The sequence below is a fragment of the Methylobacterium sp. CB376 genome (assembly GCF_029714205.1).
Lineage (GTDB): Bacteria > Pseudomonadota > Alphaproteobacteria > Rhizobiales > Beijerinckiaceae > Methylobacterium.
Genome location: NZ_CP121648.1, coordinates 5334986 through 5350306 on the forward strand (window position 1 = coordinate 5334986; position 15321 = coordinate 5350306).

Consider the following 15321-nt stretch of genomic DNA (forward strand, 5'->3'; position numbering starts at 1 on the left):
ATGGCGGGCCCCCGCGTCGATGCCGGCGGGCCGCCGACGCGGCTCCTCGACTCGGAGGCCGTGCTGCGGGAGGGGGTCGCGGCGCTGACCCGGTGCGACCCGCTGATGGCGCGCCTCGTGGCGGAGGGGGCGACCCCGCCCCTGCGCAAGCGCCCGCCGGGCTACGAGGGGCTCGCCGGCATCATCGTGGCCCAGCAGCTCTCGACGGCGAGCGCGGGCGCGATCTGGGGCCGGCTCAGGGCGCTGCTGCGGGACGTGACCCCCGAGACCGTCGCGGCGGCGGCCGAGGCGGACCTCAGGGCCGCCGGCCTGTCCGGGCCGAAGATCCGCACCCTGCGGGCGGTGGCGGAGGCGGTCGCGGCGGGCGACCTGCCGCTCCCCGCGCTCCACACCCTGCCGGCCGACGAGGCGCATCGCCGGATGGTGGCGGTGCGCGGCATCGGGCCCTGGACCGCGGACGTCTACCTGCTGTTCTGCCTCGGCCACCCGGACGCCTTCCCGGCGGGCGACCTCGCGCTCCAGGAGGCGGCGCGGCTGGCGGAGGGGCTCGACGCGCGCCCGAGTGCCGCGGCGCTCGCCGCGCGGGCGCAGGCGTGGCGGCCCTGGCGCGGGGTCGCCGCCAAGGTGCTCTGGGCGTATTACCGCGTGGCCAAGGCGCGCGACGGCGCGCCCCTCGCTCCCTGAGGCGCCGCGGCGCGCCGGTCACCACCCGACGCGCGACGGCGCGCCGGTCACCACCTGACGCGCGACGGCGCGCTCCTGCTCCCGAGGTGCCACCATGACGACGCTCACCGGCCCGCGCCTGCCTCCCCGCTCCGGCCGGGCGCCGCGCCAGCTCGTGGTCCTGCTGCACGGCTTCGGCGCGGACGGCAACGACCTGATCGACCTCGCCCACGCGTGGCAGCCGCTGCTGCCGGACGCCGCCTTCGTGTCGCCGCACGCGCCCGAGCCCTGCATCCAGGGCTTCGGCCGGCAATGGTTCTCCCTCACCTTCCGGGACCCGCACGAGCGCTGGCGCGGGGTGAACCGGGCGGCGCCCACCCTCGACGCCTTCCTGGACGCCGAACTCGCGCGGGCCGGGCTCGACGAGAGCCGCCTCGCCCTGGTCGGATTCAGCCAGGGCTGCATGATGGCGCTGCATGTGGGGCTGCGCCGGCCGCGCCGCCTCGCCGCCGTGGTCGGCCTGTCGGGCATGCTGGTGATCGAGGAGGGCAAGGGTAGCGAGAGCCTGGGTCCCGAGAGCCTCAAGCCCGCGATCCGCTCCGTGCCGCCGATCCTGCTGGTCCACGGCGACCAGGACGAGGTGATCCCCGTCGAGGCGCTCTTCCTCTCGGCCGATCTCCTGGCGGCCGCGGAGGTGCCGGTGGAGTGGCACCTCTCGGCGGGCACGGGGCACGGCATCGACGAGGGCGCCCTGCAGCATGCGGGGCTGTTCCTCGCGAGCGGCTTCGCCGGAAGGTAGGGAGGACGCGGGAAGTCCCGGTCCCCGCCCGTCTCACCCCCGCACCTCCTTGAGCGCCGCCTGGGCGCCGAGCCGCAGCAGCGCCCCGTCGCCCATCAGCGCGACGAGGTCGAAGCCCTCCTGCACGTTCTCGCGCCCGCGGGCCGGCGAATGGGCGTAGACGCCGATCCGCTTGCCGGCCGCGCGCGCCCGCGCCTTGGCGTGGTCGAGGGCCGCGCGCACCACGCTGCCGCCCGGATCGAGGGCGGCGCCGCCCGAGAGCGCGATCGAGAGGTCGGAGGGGCCGATGAAGATGCCGTCGATGCCCTCGACCGCCAGGATCGCGTCCACCGCGTCCAGGGCCTCGCGGGTCTCGACCATCGCCAGCGTCAGGCAGAAGCCGTTCGCCTCCTTGAGGTAGTGATCGCCCCCGAGACCCGACAGGGCGAGGGCCGGCAGCGGTCCCCAGCTGCGCGCGCCGAGCGGCGGGTACTTGGCGAAGGTGGCGAGCATGGCCGCCTCCTCGGCGCTGTTCACCATCGGGGCGATCACCGCCGAGACGCCCGCGTCGAGCACCCGCGACACCGTGTTGAAGGCCGCCACCGGCACCCGCGCCAGGGTCGGCTTGCCGCGGGCTGCCACGAGCGGAACCGTGCGCGCGACCGCCGCCTCGTCGAAGCCGCCGTGCTGCATGTCGAGCGTGATCGCGTCGAAGCCGGGCTCCGCCGCGAGGAGCCCGGCCACGGCCGGCTCGGGGATCCCGCACCAGGCGGAGACGAGGGGCGTGCCCTCCCGCATCCGCGCCGCGAGCGCCGCCACCGCCCCACCCCGTTCCGCCATGCCGTTCCTCCCCTGCGCCGCCCGCCGCTCCGGGCCGGTCCGGCGGCGAGCTTACGATTGCCCCGCCCGCCCCGTCGAGGCCGGGCGCCCGCCCGCGCCGCGGCTTGATCCGCCGCGACATCCGGCGATTCTTGACAGACGCGGCGCCCGGGACCACATCCCGGAGATTGCAGCGCACGCCAGGGACGGCGGCCCCCTCTCCGCCGGCAGCGAACCCGCAGACCGGCCGCAGAGTCGCGGCCCGGTCGATGCGTTGTGCTGCCTTCCCGCTTCGGGTACTTTGCGACCGGCTGCCGGGACAATGCGTCCCCGGCCCGACCTGGTTTCGGGTCGCCGCGCCGCGGGCCTCACACGTTTTTTGGAGCCACGGCCCCATGGATTTCCTCAAACCACGGTACACGCCTATGAACCGCCGCCGTCGCATCTACGAGGGCAAGGCGAAGGTCCTCTACGAGGGACCGGAGCCGGGCACGCTCATCCAGCACTTCAAGGATGATGCGACCGCCTTCAACGCTAAGAAGCACGAGGTGATCGATGGCAAGGGCGTGCTGAACAACCGGATCTCCGAGTTCGTGTTTCAGCATCTCAACGACATCGGCGTGCCGACTCATTTCATCCGCCGCCTGAATATGCGCGAGCAGCTGATCCGCGAAGTCGAGATCATTCCGCTCGAAGTCGTGGTGCGCAACGTCGCGGCCGGATCCCTGGCGACGCGGCTCGGCCTGGAAGAAGGCACGCAGCTCCCGCGCTCGATCATCGAGTTCTACTACAAGAACGACCAGCTCAACGACCCGATGGTGTCGGAGGAGCACATCACGGCGTTCGGCTGGGCGACGCCTCAGGAGATCGACGACATCATGGCCCTGGCCATCCGGGTCAACGACTTCCTGTCCGGCCTGTTCCTCGGCGTCGGCATCCGCCTCGTCGACTTCAAGATGGAGACGGGCCGGCTCTGGGAAGGCGACCTGATGCGGATCGTCGTCGCCGACGAGATCTCCCCCGATTCGTGCCGCCTCTGGGACATCAAGAGCCAGGACAAGCTCGACAAGGACCGCTTCCGCAAGGATCTGGGCGGCCTGATCGAGGCCTATTCGGAGGTGGCGCGCCGCCTCGGCATCCTGGGCGAGAACGAGAAGGTGCAGAGCGGCGGTCCCCGCCTCGTCCAGTAGGCGACGGCGAGCATCGGCGATCCGGAGCGGGGCCGCCCCTCGGGCGGCCCCGCTTCGCGTTCAGCGGGGGCCGGCGCCGGGCGCGGGGCGCAGCCGCGTGTAGGTCGGGGCCTGCGGGTCGAAGGCCGGATGGTACCAGGGATCGGCGGCGAGCGCCGCCCCCCAGCGCGCCCGCAGGGAGGCGACCTCGGCGGCGTGGCGCCGCGCGGCCTCCGGCGTCCAGCGCCGGCTCGCCGCCTCCCGGTGGTGCAGCACCGCGCCGGGCACGATCAGGGTGCGGTAGCCCGCCCGGTCGAGGCGCAGGCAGAGGTCGACGTCGTTGAAATCGACCGCGAAGGCTGCCTCGTCGAAGCCGCCGACCTCGGCGAATTTGCGCGCCTCGACCACGAGGCAGGCGGCCGTCACGGCGGCGACCCGGTGGGTCGCGGCGAGGCGGTGCAGGTAGCCCGGCGCGTCCCCGGGGAAGTGGCGATGGGCGTGGGTGACGAGCCCGCCCGTGCCGAGCACGATGCCGCCGTGCTGGACGCGGCCGGCCGCGTCGAGGAGCTTCGCCCCGACCGCGCCCACCTCCGGCCGCAGCGCCTCCTCGGCCATCCGCCGCAGCCAGTCCGGCCGGAACGCCTCGACGTCGTTGTTGACGAAGCCGAGGAGCCGCCCGCGGGCGATCCCGGCGGCCCGGTTGTTCATCGCCGCGAAGTTGAACGGCCCCGGGCAGGGCAGCACCCGGGCCGCGCCCGCCTCCTCCAGCGCCCGCAGATAGGCGAGGGTCTCGGGCTCGCGGCTGTCGTTGTCGCAGACGATGATGTCGAGGGCCGGCCAGTCCGTGCGGGCGCGCAGGCTGTCGAGGCAGGTGCGCAGGAGGTCGAGGCGGTCGCGGGTCGGCACGATCAGGCTCACGAGCGGCGGCTCGGGAAGCGGGCGGCGCAGGGTCAGCACGCCGCACGGCCCGGTCTCGATCCCCGCCTCCGGCGCGCGGGCGCGGGCGAGCGCCCGGCGGGCTTGGCGGGAGGCGTCGCCGGAGGCGGCCGCGAAGGGCCGCCACAGGGAGAGCACGCGGGGCAGGTGGCGGACGGCGCCGGGGCCGTGCCGATCGTGCAGCCGCAGCAGGAGCGCCGGGACGTCGTCGCCCGCCTCCCCCCGCACCGCGTCGCGCAGGGCGACGACCGGGCCGACGTAATCGACCGCGAGCAGGAAGTCGGGGTCGAAGGCGGGCCGCAGCAGCGGCAGCAGCGGGCGGTCCCCGGGGCCGAGCACCAGCGCGTCGCCGTAGAGGGCCCTCAGGCCCGGATCGCTCGCGAAGGCCTCGGCGACCGCGGCGGCGGCCCCCTCCGCGAGGCAATGCCCCTCCGGGCACAGGATCACCGGGCCGTGCCCGGCGGGCGCGGCCGCCCGCGCGGCGGGCGCGCCCGCGACGGGGCGCGGGCGCAGGCGCGGGTGCGCCCCGAGGAGCGCGGCGGCGCGGTTGCGGGCGCGCACGCGCTTGCCCGTGAGCCACGCCCAGCCGATGGCGAGGGCCTCGCGCGGGTGCGCCAGCAGCCCCGGCAGCGCCGCGAGGGCGTCCCGCCCGGAGCCGCGCAGCGGCTCGGCGAAGCGCAGGGCGTCGAGGGCCGGGGATGGGGGGAAGCGGCGCGCGCGCGTCACGCGGGCCGCCCCGGCGCCCCGGTCCGGGGAGAGCGGGCCTTCCTCACTCCAGATCCTCCCCGAAGGTCGTGACCGAGAAGGCCGGATGATAGTACGGGTCGTCGCGGATGACCGCCCGCCAGCGCGCCGTGAAGCGGGCCGCCTCCGCCTCGAACCGCGCCCGCGCCGGCCCGACCGAGGGGCCGCGGCTCACCGATTCGTGGTGGTCGAGCACCGCGTGCGGGCACCAGAGGTTGCGCAACCCCGCCTCCCGCAGGCGCAGGCAGAAGTCGATGTCGTTGAAATCGACCGCGAAGGCGGCCTCGTCGAATCCGCCGACCCGCTCGAAACCGGCGCGCGTCACCGCGAGGCAGGCCGCGGTGACGCCCGCCACCTCGTGGGTCACGCGGAGCCGCCCGAGATGGCCGGGCGTGTCGGCGGGCCGGTTGCGCAGCGTGTGGCCGGCCCGCCCGCCGAGGCCGACGACCACGCCGGCATGCTGCAGGCGCCCGTTGCCGTAGAGGAGCTTGGCCCCGACGGCGCCGATCCCGGGCCGCACGGCGAGGCGGACCATCTCGGCGAGCCAGCGCGGGTCGCGCACCGCCACGTCGTTGTTGAGGAGCACCACGACGCTGCCGCGCGCGGCCGCCACCCCGGCATTGACCAGGCTGGAGAAGTTGAAGGGGCCGGGCCGGTCGATCCGGCGCACCCGGGGATCGCCCGACAGGTCCGCGTAGAAGGCGTGGACGGCGGGATCGACCGAGCCGTTATCGACGAGGACGAGGTCGAGGGCCGGGTAATCGGTCTCCTCCAGCACGCCGCGCACGGCGGTGCGGATCAGGTCCGGCCGGTCCCGGGTCGGGATCACCACCGAGGCGAGGGGCGGCGGATCGGGGAGCGGCCAGAGCAGATCGGGGGCGCCGCCCTCCTCGCGCACCCGGGCGGGGGAGCCGGCGCGCCGCAACGCCTCGCGCAGCAATCCGGGCTCCGCCGCCTCGGGGCCGGCCGGCCGGCGGCACAGGATGCGGGGGACGTGGCGCACCCGCTCGGGCGCGACGGCCAGGAAGGCGGCGGGGGCCAGCGCGCGCGTCCCCTGCGCCTCCTCCCAGCCGCAGCGCGCGAGGAGGTCGCGGGCGAGCAGCATCGGCCGGCCCGGATAGCCGGTCGCGAGGGCGAGGTCGGGGCTCCAGGCCGGCTTCAGGCGCGGCGCGAGGCCGGAGGGCGTCTCGACCTCCTCGTCCGCGTAGGCGAGGTCGGCGCCGTCGAGGGCGCGGGCGAGCTGGGCGAGGGCGTCCGGGGCGAGCACGTCGCCCGGGTGCAGGAGGCCCACGGCCTCGACCTCCTCCGGGAAGGCCGCGCCCTCGCCGATCCGGGGATCGCGCGGCAGCCCGGCCGGCGGCGCGCCGCGCCAGGACAGGGCGAGGCGCCAGTCGCGGTGGCTCTGGGCGAGGAGCGAGGACAGGCTCGCGCGCAGCGCGGCCTCCTCGCCGGGCGCGGCCGCGAGCAGGAGGCCGATCCGCCGCGGCACCGGGACGAGGCGGTCGAGGGCGGGCTCGAAGGGCCGGGCGCGCTCGGCCCGCCAGGCCGGGTAGGCGGAGAGCGGCGTCACCGCCGCGGCGATGCGCAGGGTGTTGCGGAAGCGCCGCCCGTCGCGCTGGGCGGCGCGGAGCAGCGCGACCGCGAGGGTCGCGGGCCGCCGCCGCGCCGCGCGGGCGAGCACGGCCGGGAGCCCGAGGAGCCGCGCCGCCTCGACCCGGAACCCCGCGGGCGGGGCGGCGAGCAGGATCGCCGTCGTGCCCGGCGGCACCGGCCCGAGCCACGCGGCGCGGCCGAGCACCGGCCCGGGCAGCAGCGCCTCCGACGGGTCGGGGCCGAGGAAGCGCAGCATCGGCCGCGGCGCCGGGGCGAAGCGGTCGGCCGCGTAGGTGAGCGAGAGCCAGCGCCCGCCGGGCGCGCCCGGCAGGACCAGGCGGCGCGCGAAATCGGGGTCGTCGTGGGGTTCGAGGCGAACAGGGGGCGGGGACACGTGGCCGGCGGCTCAGCCCGCCGGTGCGGAGCCGGCCCCGCGGCCGCGCTTGGCGGGCTTGCCCGCGCCGCCGAGCCCGACCTCGATCTCGAACTCGTTCGCCGCGCGGGCCGGCACCGTGATGCCGTCCTCCACGACGGCGAAGCTCGCGCTGGCGGCGCCTGCCGGGATCGTCACGCTCGCCCGCCGGGTGCGGCGGGCGAAGACGGTGCCGCCCTGCTTGACCGTGACGGTCACGGGCGCCTCGAACCGCCCCGGCGCGCCGGCCGGGCCGAGGAGCACCCGTCCCTGGACGCCGACCTTGACCAGGACGGAGCCGCCCGGCCCGGGGCCGCATTCGCGGCTCACCTGCGCCAGGGAGATCTGGTGGCGGATGCCGGTCCCCGTGCCCGACTGGATCGAGGAGCCGCCCTCGGTGATGTCGATGATCGGGCAATAGACGTCGTCGGGGTTCGCCGGCGCCTCGGGCGGCTTGGTGGTGCCGCCGTAGCGGAAGATGTTGAGGAGCGGGTTGCTCCCGTCATCCTCCTGGGCCGCGGCCGGCCCGGCCAGGGCGACGGCGCAGAGCAGGACCGCGCAGCCTCTCAGGGATGTGCCTGCTGTCACGATGGCGGCTCCCGGCTATTGCAGCTTGTCGAACCCGGCCGCGAAGCCCTTGAGCGAGAGCGGGATGCCCACGCCCTCCTCGGGCGTCTGGAAGACGATGAAGGTGGCCTGCTGGCCGGTCTTGAGCTGCCGGATCAGGTTCTCGTCCATCACCACCTCGGCGACGCAGCCGGTGGTCAGGCAACGCACGAACAGGGTGCGGCCGATATCGGCCTGATCGATCTTCAGGCCGAGGCCGGAGGGAAGCAGGATGCCGAGGGGCGCCACCACGCGCAGCAGGGTGCCGCGGTTGTCGGCCGTCCTCAGCACGATGACCGCGAGGGTGAGGTTCGGCCGGTCCTCGGCGGCGACGTACTGGACGAGGGCGCATTGCTCGGCCTTGGCGCCGGCGGGCGTCTCGCAGCGCAGCTGCCAATCCTCGAAGGTCTGCTTGACCGCACCCTGGGCGGCGGCCCGGCCGGCCGGGAGGCCCGCCGCGAGCAGGAGGGCCGCCAGGAGTACGGCCCGTCGCACCATGTCTCGCACCCTCGCCGGCTCCTTCCAGCGCCCCCGTCGAGCGCCACGACCCGCGGCTTCCGACCACGGGGAGTCGTGGCTGTCAAGCGACGCCGCGTCACGGCCCCGAAGACACAGGCGGGCCGCGACCCGTCCCGGTCGCCGCGGAACGGCTTCCTCCCGGGCCGGCTCGGCCCTAGATTTGCCGGGATCCGTCCGACCGAAGGACCGCCGATGCGCCCGCCCCTGAGTGCCGTCTCCCTCGCCCTGCTGCTCCTCGCCCCGCTCGCGGCGCGGGCCGAGCCCCTGCCGATGGAGGAGACCACCTACGTCGAGCGCTCGGTCAACCGCTACGGCCCGCTGACGATCGAGCACCCGCCGGTGCAGCGCAACCCGCGCGGGCGGCGCGCCTCCCGCTCGGCCGCGATCGCCGGCTTCTGCCGCGAGGGCGGCGTGATCCGCCGCCACGACGAGGCCGGCGTGGTGATCATCCGGCAGCGCGAGGTCTGCGACGCGATCGCGCCGCGCACCCTCGCCCCGGGCCAGGTCGATCCGCGCCCGACCTGGCCGGCGGTCACGCGGGTGGTGGTGCGCAGCAGGGGCTGAGCCCGGCGCGGCGCCGGGGGCGGTTTCGCCGAGGCGCCTCCCCCTCACCCGTAGCGGTGCAGCTCGGTCCCGTGCCGCTTGAGCCAGCGCTCGGCCTCCTCGACGCGGGGGTAGAGGCGGTCGAGCAGGGACCAGAAGCGGTCCGAGTGGTTCATCTCCGCGAGATGGGCCACCTCGTGGGCGGCGAGGTAGTCGAGCACGAAGGGCGGCGCCAGGATCAGCCGCCAGGAGAAGTTGAGGTGCCCGCTCGCCGAGCAGGAGCCCCAGCGGCTGCGCGTGTCGCGGACGGTGAGGCGCCTCGGGCCGCGGCCGAGGGCCCGGGCATGCCGGGCCACGGCCTCGCGCAGGTCGCCGCGCGCCTCGGCTTCCAGGTAGTCGCGCACCCGGCGCCCCACATGCGGCACCTGGCAGGCCACCGCGATCACCGGCGCCTCCTCGGCGTCCCGGGTGGCGACCGTCGCGCCCCCGGCCAGCGACCAGTGCAGGATCCGGTGCGGCACGCCCCGCAGCGGAACCAGGGCCCCCGGCTCCAGGGCGACCCGGGCCGGCACCCTGGCGACGCGGGCCGCGACCCAGTCCGCGTGCGCGTCGGCGAAGCGCTGGGCCACCGACACCGCCGTGCGCTCGGGCAGCGTCAGCACGACCTCCCCGGTCGCGCTCGACACCCTGAGCGTGATCCGCCGGGCGCTGGCGCGCCGCCGCATCGCCACCCGGAAGGTGGTTCCGTCGTGCGCGACCGTCAGGTGAGTGGGATCGGGCGCCGACCGGCGCAGCAACGCGACTCGCATGGCGCCACTCTAGGCGGTCGGCGGGCCTGCTGCCAGCGTGCCGGTCGCGCTCCCTTCGCCGCCTCAGCTCGCCTGAAGCAGCCGCGGCGGCGCCATCGTGGTGCCCTGCATCTCGTGCATGAAGGCGGAGATCCGCGGCAGGATCTGCGCCCGGAAGCGCGAGCCGTTGAACACCCCGTAATGCCCCACCCCCTGCTGCAGGTGGTAGAGCTTGCGCGGGTCCGGCAGGTTCGGGGTGAGGTCCAGGGCCGCCTTGGTCTGGCCGACGCCGGAAATGTCGTCCTTCTCGCCCTCGACCGCCATGATGGCGCAGCGGCGGATCGCCGTCGGGTCGACCGGCGCACCGTGATGGCGCATCTCGCCCTTCGGCAGGGCGTGCTGGACGAACACCGTCTCGACCGTCTGCAGGTAGAAATCCGCCGTGAGATCCATCACGGACAGGTACTCGTCGTAGAATTCGCGGTGCTTCTCGGCCGAGTCGCCGTCGTTGCGCACGAGGTGCTTGAACATGTCCCAGTGCGCCGTCAGGTGACGGTCGAGGTTCATGCCCATGAAGCCCGAGAGCTGGAAGAAGCCGGGATAGACCTGGCGCCAGGTGCCGGGATAGCCCGGCGGCACGACCGTGATGCAGTTGCGCTTGAACCACTCGATGCCGCGCTCGGCCGCGAGGCAGTTCACCGCGGTCGGCGAGCGGCGGGTGTCGATCGGGCCGCCCATCAGGGTCATGGAGGTCGGCACGCCGGGCATGCCCTCCGCCTCCATCCGGGCCACCGCCGCGAAGACCGGGACCGCGGGCTGGCACACCGCCATCACGTGCAGGTCGGGACCGAGATGCTGGAAGATCTCGATCAGGTAGTCGATGTAGCTGTCGAGGTCGAAGCGCCCGACCTCGAGCGGCACCATGCGGGCGTCGATCCAGTCGGTGATGAAGACCTCGTGGCCGGGCAGCAGCGCCTCGACGGTGCCGCGCAGCAGCGTCGCGTAGTGGCCCGACATCGGGGCGACGACCAGCACCTTCGGCTGGGCCTGGGCGGGCGGGAGGCGCAGCGCCCGCTCGAAGGCGACGAGCCGGCAGAAGGGCTTCTCCCAGACCACGCGCTCGCTCACCGCGACCGTCATGCCCTCGACCACCGTCGTCGGGAGCCCGAAGGCGGGCTTCCCGTAGCGCCGGGTGGTGCGCTCGAACATCTCGCAGGCCGCCGAGACCGTGCGGCCGTAGGGCGTGTAGGAGATCGGATTCACCGGGTTCTGGAACACGAGCTGCGTCGCGTCCGCCGCGACCCGCGCCGGCGTCAGCATCCAATGCGCCGCTTCGTACAAGAAATAAGACAGATCCATGCCGCACCGCCCGTTCTCGGATCCGGCGGCGCCGCAGCGCCGCGGGAGACGCCCGCATCCAACCGACTGTCAGAGGTTATGGTTCCGGTCGGCGCACGCAAGGGCATCCCGTTGACCCAAAGTGCAATATGATACCAAAGAAAGCGGGCTGTGCCATTTTGGTCGCAGGGCTGCCCGGAAAAGTGGCATTATCTTGCAGGGGGCGCGGGGGGCCGGGGCCTGGGCAGAGCCCCGTCGCGCGCTATCGTGGTGGCATGACGAATGAGGCTTCGCCGATCGACCTCGTGCACGACGCGCGTCACCTGCGCCTGGACACGCTCGTGCGCCTGCGCTGGCTCGCCATCACGGGCCAGAGCGCCGCGGTGGCGGGCGCGCATCTCGGGCTCGGCCTGCCCCTGCCCTTCGGCTGGTGCTTCCTCGTCATCGCGGCCTCCTCCTGGCTGAACCTCATCCTGCGGGTGCGCTTCCCGGCGAGCTACCGGCTGAGCGACACGTCGGCGGCGCTGCTGCTCGCCTTCGACATCGTCCAGCTCGCCGCGCTCCTGTTCCTCACCGGCGGGCTGCAGAATCCCTTCTCGCTCCTCTTCCTCGCCCCGGTCCTGATCTCCGCGACGGCCCTGCCCCCGGCCCACACCCTGGCCCTCGGCCTGTTCGCGGTCGGCCTGTCGACGCTGCTCGCCCTCGTCCACCGGCCGCTGCCGTGGTTCTCGGCGGAGCGGATGGAGATCCCCTTCCTCTACGTCTCGGGGGTCTGGACCGCGATCCTGCTCGGCATCGCCTTCACGGGCGTCTACGCGTGGCGGGTCGCCGAGGAGGCGCGCCAGCTCGCCCAGGCGCTCGCCGCGACCGAGCTGGTCCTCGCCCGCGAGCAGCACCTGTCGCAGCTCGACGGGCTCGCGGCGGCGGCCGCGCACGAACTCGGCACGCCGCTCGCCACCATCACGGTGGTGGTCAGCGAACTCGACCGGGCGCTCGGCCCCGCCGCCACGCCCGCGGTCGCCGAGGACCTGAAGCTCCTGCGCGAGCAGGTCGAGCGCTGCCGGGGCATCCTGTCGAAGCTCACCTCCCTGGACGAGGACCAGTCGAGCTTCCTGGAGACGATCTCGCTCAGCCACCTCGTAGAGGAGCTGGTGGCGCCCCAGCGGGCGCTCGGGATCATCCTCGACGTCTCGACCCGCGGCGAGGGGACGGAGCCCCGCTGCCGGCGCAATCCCGGCGTGCTCTACGGGCTCTCGAACATCGTCGACAACGCGGTGGACTTCGCCGAGAGCCGCGTCGTCATCGAGGCGCGCTGGAGCGCGGACCGGGTCTGGCTGGAGATCCGCGACGACGGCCCGGGCTTCGCCCCCGACGTGCTGCTGCGGGTCGGCGAGCCCTACGTCACGACGCGGGGCGCCGGGCGCTCGGGCAGCGGCGAGGAGGGCGGATCGGGGCTCGGGCTCGGCCTGTTCATCGCCAAGACCCTGATCGAGCGCTCGGGCGCCCAGATCGCCCTCGCCAACGCGGCCGATCCCTCGACCGGCGCCGTGGTGCGCATCGCCTGGCCGCGTCACGTTTTCGAGAGGGACGTGGCGGCGCGCAAATTCGGGGGAACGAGCGGCGCTCTCCCCCTGACGACGGCCCGCGACGTTCCTATATAACGTTTTGAAGAGACTGAACGAATAGTGAGGAGCGTCTCTTGATGACGCAGTACGGAACCCAGACTCCACCGAGCTCCGGACTCGTACCGGAAGGCGATCCGCTCGCGGCACACGCGGATCGCAGCCTGCTGATCGTGGACGACGACAAGCCGTTCTCGACGCGGCTCGCCCGCGCGATGGAGGCCCGCGGCTACCAGGTGCAGGTGGCCGAGAGCGTGGCGGAGGGCGTCTCGCTCGTGGACGCGCATCCGCCGGCCTTCGCGGTGATCGACATGCGGCTCGCCGACGGCAACGGCCTCGACGTGATCGCCCGGCTCAAGGAGCGCCGCCCGGAGGCGCGGGGCGTGATCCTGACGGGCTACGGCAACATCGCGACGGCGGTGACGGCCGTGAAGCTCGGCGCCTTCGACTACCTAGCCAAGCCCGCCGACGCGGACGAGATCCACGGCACGCTGATGGCCCAGCCGGGCGAGCGGGCGGACCCGCCCGAGAACCCGATGTCCGCCGACCGGGTGCGCTGGGAACACATCCAGCGCGTCTACGAGCTGTGCAACCGCAACGTCTCCGAGACGGCCCGCCGCCTCAACATGCACCGCCGCACCCTGCAGCGGATCCTCGCCAAGCGCGCGCCGCGGTAGGCGCGCGTGACTCCGGGGGACGAGCCACCCCGCTCCCGCGCGCGCCAGTTCCGCGCGCGGGAGCGGGGTTTTTGGTGCCGGCGGCGAGGCGGCGCACCCTCCTCATCCGAGATCCGCACGGACGCGTCGCGCGGGCCTGCCCCGCGTCAGATCCCGGCCGCCCCGCCGTCCGAGCGCGGATCATGGGTCGCCTCCACCCGCCCGTTGCCGGGATGGCGCACCAGCAGCCCGGCATGGCCGAGGGAATCGACGTAGGCGCCGCCGAGCTCCTCGATCTCGTGGCCGCGGCGGCGGAGCTCCGCGATGCAGGACGGGTCGAAGCGGTCCTCGACCTTGACGGTCATCGACTCGGCGCCCCAGGTGCGGCCGAACAGGAGCCGCGGCGCGTCGACCGCCTCGGCCACGCCCATCCGGTGGCCGGCGTAGCGGGTGAAGATCTGGGCCTGGAATTGCGGCTGACCGTCCCCGCCCATGCTGCCGTAGGAGAGCACCCGCCCGTCGTCGAGCACGGCGAGCGCCGGGTTGAGGGTGTGGAAGGGCTTGCGGCCTGGCTCGAGCGGGTTCGTGGCCTTGGGATCGAGCGAGAAGGAGGTGCCGCGGTTCTGCCACGCGATGCCGGTCGCCGGCAGGACGAGGCCGGAGCCGAATTCCCAGTAGACCGACTGGATGTAGGAGACGGCGAGGCCCGACCCGTCGATCGCCCCCATCCAGACCGTGTCGCCGTCGCCGAGCGGGCGCAGGGGGTAGGGGGCGGCCCGGTCCATCGCGATCGCGGCGGCCTCGCGGGCGAGGCGGTCGGGGGTCAGGAAGGCGGCGGGATCGTGCCGCAGCCGGTCGAAGTCGGTGACGACGCCGTCGCGCACCCGGAAGGCGCGCTTCGTCGCCTCGATCAGGGCGTGGCACCAGGCGGGTGATTCGGGCGGCAGCCTGCCGAGCCGCTCGACGATCCCGAGGATCATCAGGGCCGCGAGCCCCTGGGTCGGCGGCGGGCAATTGAAGACGGTGCCCTGGGCGAGCCGCACCGACAGCGGGGCCCGCCGCACCGCCCGGTAGGCGTCGAGGTCGGCGCGGGTCACCGGGCTGCCGGCCCGGTCGAGATCGGCGGCGATCTCGCGCCCGACGTCGCCCCGGTAGAAGTCGTCGAGCCCCGCATGGGCGAGCTGGTCCAGGGTCGCGGCCAGGGCCGGCAGGGCGCGGACCGCGCCGGCGGCGGGCGCCTTCCCGCCGATCAGGAAGGTCCCGGCGAAGCCCGGCTGATCGTAGAGCGTGTCGAGTTCCTTGGGGACGTAGCGGGCCTCCGAGGCCGACACCGCGACGCCCTCCCGGGCGAGGCGGATCGCGTCGCCGAGCAGGACCGGGAGGGGCAGCCTGCCGCCGAGGGCGGCGGCGAGATCGCGCGCCAGGGCCCAGCCGCCGACCGCGCCCGCGACCGTGACGGCGGCATCCGCCCCGCGGTCGGGGATCCGCTCGTGGCCCTTGTCGCGGTAGCGCCGGATCGTGGCGAGCCGGCCGGCGGGCCCGCAGGCCTCGATGGCGTGGACCCGCCCGCCGGGCTCGCGCACGAGCCAGAATCCATCGCCGCCGATGCCGTTCATGTGGGGGTAGACGACCGCGATCGTGGCCGCCATGGCGAGCATGGCTTCGACGGCGTTGCCGCCCTCCGCCAGCACGGCGCGGCCGCTCGCGGCGGCGAGGTGGTGGGGAGCCGCGCAGGCGGCGTGGTCGAAGACGGGGGTCTCGGGCATCGGGCTCGGGGGATGGCGTGACGACGGGGCCGGTTGCGCCCCGGGGGGCCTTCAGGCTATCGCCCGCGGGCGCCGAACGGAATATGGTCCGGCCCCCTCGTCCCACAGCCAAGGTCCCGCCCGTGCCCGCCAGCTCCGGCTCCCTCAGCACCCGCAACCTCGTCACGCTCCTCAGCATCATGGTGCTGGTCGGCACGGAGGTGTTCGGCGTCGCGATCGCGGCCGGCTGGGCCATCGCCGGCCTGTTCGAGCTCGGCGACCTCGTCGGCCACGTCCTGATGGGCGCCTTCAGCCTGGTCGCGCTCTCCATCATGGTCCAGCTCTGGCGCCGCGCCTCCAGCATCGAGCCGGTCCGCCCCCGGCGCTGAG

At 74.6% G+C, this 15321-nt stretch carries 15 protein-coding genes; 7 read left to right on the top strand and 8 right to left on the bottom strand.

Annotation, left to right across the window (positions count from 1 at the left end):
• Together QA634_RS24520 and QA634_RS24525 are read left to right on the top strand one after the other, a co-directional pair.
• Entirely contained in the window at nucleotides 1-684 is a 684-nt protein-coding gene (locus tag QA634_RS24520; protein WP_012334594.1) for a DNA-3-methyladenine glycosylase family protein, read from the top strand.
• Nucleotides 685-778: 94 nt separating this feature from the next.
• On the top strand, nucleotides 779-1462 hold the full coding sequence (locus QA634_RS24525) for an alpha/beta hydrolase (RefSeq protein WP_012334595.1): 684 nt from the start codon (nucleotides 779-781) through the stop codon (nucleotides 1460-1462).
• 33 nt (nucleotides 1463-1495) lie between these two features.
• On the opposite strand, the gene QA634_RS24530 is transcribed toward QA634_RS24525, so the two are convergent.
• The gene (locus QA634_RS24530) at nucleotides 1496-2281 is read right to left on the bottom strand and encodes an HpcH/HpaI aldolase family protein (RefSeq protein WP_012334596.1); all 786 of its coding nucleotides are present in this window, start codon (nucleotides 2279-2281) and stop codon (nucleotides 1496-1498) included.
• A 374-nt stretch (nucleotides 2282-2655) separates the two neighbouring features.
• Between QA634_RS24530 and purC the strand changes: the two genes are divergently transcribed.
• A complete protein-coding gene (gene purC / locus QA634_RS24535; protein WP_026190434.1) occupies nucleotides 2656-3450 on the top strand; it encodes a phosphoribosylaminoimidazolesuccinocarboxamide synthase in 795 nt (264 codons plus the stop codon).
• A 60-nt stretch (nucleotides 3451-3510) separates the two neighbouring features.
• Here purC and QA634_RS24540 read toward each other — a convergent pair whose 3' ends face one another.
• From QA634_RS24540 to QA634_RS24555, 4 genes are read right to left on the bottom strand one after another with little or no spacing between them, the layout of a single operon-like run.
• Entirely contained in the window at nucleotides 3511-5091 is a 1581-nt protein-coding gene (locus QA634_RS24540; RefSeq protein WP_012334598.1) for a glycosyltransferase family 2 protein, read from the bottom strand.
• 43 nt (nucleotides 5092-5134) lie between these two features.
• The gene (locus tag QA634_RS24545; protein WP_012334599.1) at nucleotides 5135-7096 is read right to left on the bottom strand and encodes a glycosyltransferase family 2 protein; all 1962 of its coding nucleotides are present in this window, start codon (nucleotides 7094-7096) and stop codon (nucleotides 5135-5137) included.
• 12 nt (nucleotides 7097-7108) lie between these two features.
• A complete protein-coding gene (locus QA634_RS24550; protein WP_012334600.1) occupies nucleotides 7109-7702 on the bottom strand; it encodes a hypothetical protein in 594 nt (197 codons plus the stop codon).
• Nucleotides 7703-7717: 15 nt separating this feature from the next.
• Complete coding sequence (locus QA634_RS24555; protein ID WP_012334601.1) at nucleotides 7718-8218, bottom strand: invasion associated locus B family protein; 501 nt, start codon at nucleotides 8216-8218, stop codon at nucleotides 7718-7720.
• 213 nt (nucleotides 8219-8431) lie between these two features.
• On the opposite strand from QA634_RS24555, the gene QA634_RS24560 reads away from it, so the two are divergent.
• Nucleotides 8432-8803 carry a hypothetical protein gene (locus QA634_RS24560; RefSeq protein WP_012334602.1) on the top strand — a complete coding sequence of 124 codons (372 nt, stop codon included), beginning with the start codon at nucleotides 8432-8434 and terminating at the stop codon, nucleotides 8801-8803.
• Between the two features lie 44 nt (nucleotides 8804-8847).
• Here QA634_RS24560 and QA634_RS24565 read toward each other — a convergent pair whose 3' ends face one another.
• Nucleotides 8848-9591 (bottom strand): M48 family metallopeptidase, encoded by a 744-nt coding sequence (locus tag QA634_RS24565; protein WP_026190433.1) that lies wholly within the window; start codon nucleotides 9589-9591, stop codon nucleotides 8848-8850.
• A gap of 63 nt (nucleotides 9592-9654) precedes the next feature.
• The gene (locus tag QA634_RS24570; RefSeq protein ID WP_012334604.1) at nucleotides 9655-10929 is read right to left on the bottom strand and encodes a polyhydroxyalkanoate depolymerase; all 1275 of its coding nucleotides are present in this window, start codon (nucleotides 10927-10929) and stop codon (nucleotides 9655-9657) included.
• Nucleotides 10930-11183: 254 nt separating this feature from the next.
• Here QA634_RS24570 and QA634_RS24575 point away from each other — a divergent pair, with 254 nt between their 5' ends.
• Together QA634_RS24575 and QA634_RS24580 are read left to right on the top strand one after the other, a co-directional pair.
• Nucleotides 11184-12569: an ActS/PrrB/RegB family redox-sensitive histidine kinase gene (locus tag QA634_RS24575; RefSeq protein ID WP_012334605.1), complete on the top strand. Its 1386-nt coding sequence runs from the start codon at nucleotides 11184-11186 to the stop codon at nucleotides 12567-12569.
• A gap of 41 nt (nucleotides 12570-12610) precedes the next feature.
• Nucleotides 12611-13207 carry an ActR/PrrA/RegA family redox response regulator transcription factor gene (locus QA634_RS24580; RefSeq protein WP_012334606.1) on the top strand — a complete coding sequence of 199 codons (597 nt, stop codon included), beginning with the start codon at nucleotides 12611-12613 and terminating at the stop codon, nucleotides 13205-13207.
• Between the two features lie 146 nt (nucleotides 13208-13353).
• Here the strand turns inward: QA634_RS24580 and QA634_RS24585 are convergent, their stop codons facing one another.
• Nucleotides 13354-14952: a gamma-glutamyltransferase family protein gene (locus tag QA634_RS24585; RefSeq protein WP_012334607.1), complete on the bottom strand. Its 1599-nt coding sequence runs from the start codon at nucleotides 14950-14952 to the stop codon at nucleotides 13354-13356.
• A gap of 179 nt (nucleotides 14953-15131) precedes the next feature.
• Between QA634_RS24585 and QA634_RS24590 the strand changes: the two genes are divergently transcribed.
• Nucleotides 15132-15320, top strand: coding sequence for a hypothetical protein (locus QA634_RS24590; RefSeq protein WP_198293045.1), 189 nt, complete (start codon nucleotides 15132-15134; stop codon nucleotides 15318-15320).
• The last annotated feature ends 1 nt before the right edge of the window (nucleotide 15321 follow it).